We start from the raw sequence: 2,686 nt of genomic DNA, 5'->3' as shown, positions 1-2,686 counted from the left end.
CTACACCGCTACGCTGCGACCTGCTGCGTAATCACACCCCGTGTCCAAGATCCGGGGGTAGGGCCCCCGCCAGCGCGCGAGTGGTGAAGCCATCGAGCCCAGTCTCGTCGAGCACCTGCCGGGCCCCGAGCAACACGGACGTGCGGTCGAGACGCTTCCGGTGGTGAGTCATAGTTGCACTTTATCATCGATAACTTTATCTTAGATAAAGTGACTGCTCGCTACTCTCATCATGGAATCCTGACAGCCGTGCTCATCACGGCGACCCTCGATGCTGCAGGGCTGGGCCTCGTGATGCCGATCTTGCCTACCCTTCTCGACCAGGTCGGTGCCCCCGACGACATGATCCCACTGCACGTCGGACTACTGACAGCGCTCTATGCGATCATGCAGTTTCTTTGCGCCCCGATCCTTGGCCGACTCTCTGACCGTTTCGGACGCCGCCGCGTGCTTGTCGCCTCCCTCGCAGGCGCGACGATCGACTACCTCGTGCTCGCACTGACGGACACGCTGTGGGTCTTTTACCTCGCCCGCGCGGTTGCAGGCATTACCGGCGCCACGAACGCCGTCACCGCGACGGTGATCGCCGACATTACTCCGCCGGATCAGCGCGCAAAACGCTACGGGTGGCTCGGCGCATGCTACGGCGGTGGCATGATCGCGGGTCCGGCCATTGGCGGTCTTTTCGGCGGGGTCTCACCGCATCTGCCATTCCTCGTCGCCGCCGCGCTCGCCGGAATCACCCTCGTACTCAGCGCGAGTCTTCTGCGTGAGACGCGGCCACCGGGCAGCAACGGCTCGCACGCACAGCAACCCGGTACGGCGAAGCGAACCGCAGTGCCGGGGATGCTTATCCTTCTCGCAGTCTTCGGCATCGTGCAGTTCATCGGCCAAGCACCAGGCTCCACCTGGGTGCTCTTCACGCAGCAGCGCCTCGACTGGAACCCCGTCGAAGTCGGCGTTTCGCTATCCATCTTCGGAATGGTGCAAGTATTCGTGCAGGCGGCACTGACCGGACGCATCGTGTCCCGGATCGGCGAGACCCGGGCGATCCTCGTCGGTATCGCCGCAGACGCCATTGGGCTCATCGGCCTTGCCCTCATCGCCAGCACATGGGCGATGCTACCGATCCTCGCAGCGCTCGGACTCGGCAGCATCACGTTGCCCGCACTGCAGACGCTGCTCTCGAGACGCGCGCCCGAGCAGCAGCAGGGACGCCTGCAGGGAACACTTGCAAGCCTGAACAGCCTCACCTCGATCATCGGCCCGGTCACCTTCACCGGCATTTTCGCACTCACCCGAACGAATGCAGACGGCACCCTCTGGATCTGCGCCGCAGCGCTCTACGTTCTCTGCGCCCTCCTGATGATCCGTGAGACATGCGCCTCACGGCGATCTCGATAACCGCGCTAAGGTGCCATCCCGATGCGACGGGATCGCTCTGCCACCAGTCAAGTCTCCCGTAGCCGGTATGAGCTGACAAGCACGGATATGGTGACTCGCTCGGGCAGGTCGTCGTCCGAGACCTCTGCCGGGGTGATGTGCCGCGCACTCGGCGTCATTCCGAGCAGATCGCGAGCCGTTTGCGGTTCAATCTCTGCGATGTAGCCGACGTGTTGATCTCGCTCCTGTTCGAAGAACGGTGCCAGGGCGTCATGCAGGCGTTGCTCCTTGGAAACATCGATAGTCACCGAGTCGGGCACATCGCGGCGCAACTCGGCCAGGTGGTCGACCGTCGGACGCACCACGATCAGGCTGCCGTTCGGGCGGAGGACCCGGTGAAACTCGCCGGGGTTGCGCGGAGCGAACATGTTCAGCACAGCATCCACCGACTGGTCGGCCAACGGATACGGGCGGAACACGTCCCAGCTCGCTGCGGCTGCTCGCTCGTGGACGCGCGCAGCGACCCGCAGCGCACGCACCGAGGAGTCAAGCCCCAGGCCGCGAGCCCCGGTCACTTTGTCGAGCGCACCGGCGAGGTAGTAGCCGGTACCACAGCCAACATCGAGAACTATGCCATCACGAGGGATCGTATGAGACACCATCGTCGAGACGGCCCGGCGTATCGGCTCGTAGGCGCCGGTCGCGAGGAAACGTTCTCGAGCTTGGATCATCGGCGCATCATCCCCGCTGATCGCATTAGTCCCAGACAGTAGGCTGACGTAGCCGTGCCGAGCGATGTTGAAGGTGTGTCGCTGACGACAACGCAGTGCCCCCGGTGTCAGTTCGAGGCGACCGGCGCAGATCGGGCACCGGAGTGAGTCACGGATAGCGCTGAGGCCAGGTGCGGCCAGGGCTGACATGATGGTCTACCTCTCTTCGGTCGAACGACGGTGTCAAAGACGATCTCGGCCTTCTGGGGGCGAGACAACGACTCTCACACAGTCATCGGCGGTCTTGTGGGATCCGGAGTTGGAAAGTTGGTTGAAGTCTTAGGAGCCGTCTTGCACATTTACGGGTACAGGACTGCCTTACACGGGGTATCCGTAGCGAAGTAGCAAGATGATTCCGGACGCAATCGCGAAGACGAGAAACGTCAAAGCAATCCAGGGGCATGCCCAGCGGCTGGTCGCATACGTACCACGCTTCAGAGGTGGAAACATGGTGACGAGACCGGGCCCTACCCCCGGATCTTGGACACGGGGTGTGATTACGCAGCAGGTCGCAGCGTAGCGGTGTAGCCGGT

2 protein-coding genes and 1 pseudogene are annotated in these 2,686 nt (G+C 63.0%); 1 reads left to right on the top strand and 2 read right to left on the bottom strand.

From position 1 onward, the window contains the following. Nucleotides 1-249: 249 nt before the first annotated feature. A complete protein-coding gene (gene tet(Z), locus IGS67_RS13535) occupies nucleotides 250-1,404 on the top strand; it encodes a tetracycline efflux MFS transporter Tet(Z) (protein WP_010889965.1) in 1,155 nt (384 codons plus the stop codon). 47 nt (nucleotides 1,405-1,451) lie between these two features. Here tet(Z) and IGS67_RS13530 read toward each other — a convergent pair whose 3' ends face one another. Then, nucleotides 1,452-2,114 carry a methyltransferase domain-containing protein gene (locus IGS67_RS13530; RefSeq protein WP_197077863.1) on the bottom strand — a complete coding sequence of 221 codons (663 nt, stop codon included), beginning with the start codon at nucleotides 2,112-2,114 and terminating at the stop codon, nucleotides 1,452-1,454. 48 nt (nucleotides 2,115-2,162) lie between these two features. Beyond that, nucleotides 2,163-2,303 (bottom strand): annotated as a pseudogene (locus tag IGS67_RS14460) (putative RNA methyltransferase); the annotation flags it as partial. Between the last annotated feature and the right edge of the window lie 383 nt (nucleotides 2,304-2,686).

This window comes from Flavimobilis rhizosphaerae, from assembly GCF_014852685.1.
Lineage (GTDB): Bacteria > Actinomycetota > Actinomycetes > Actinomycetales > Cellulomonadaceae > Flavimobilis > Flavimobilis rhizosphaerae.
This window is presented reverse-complemented; position numbering and strand designations above follow the sequence as displayed.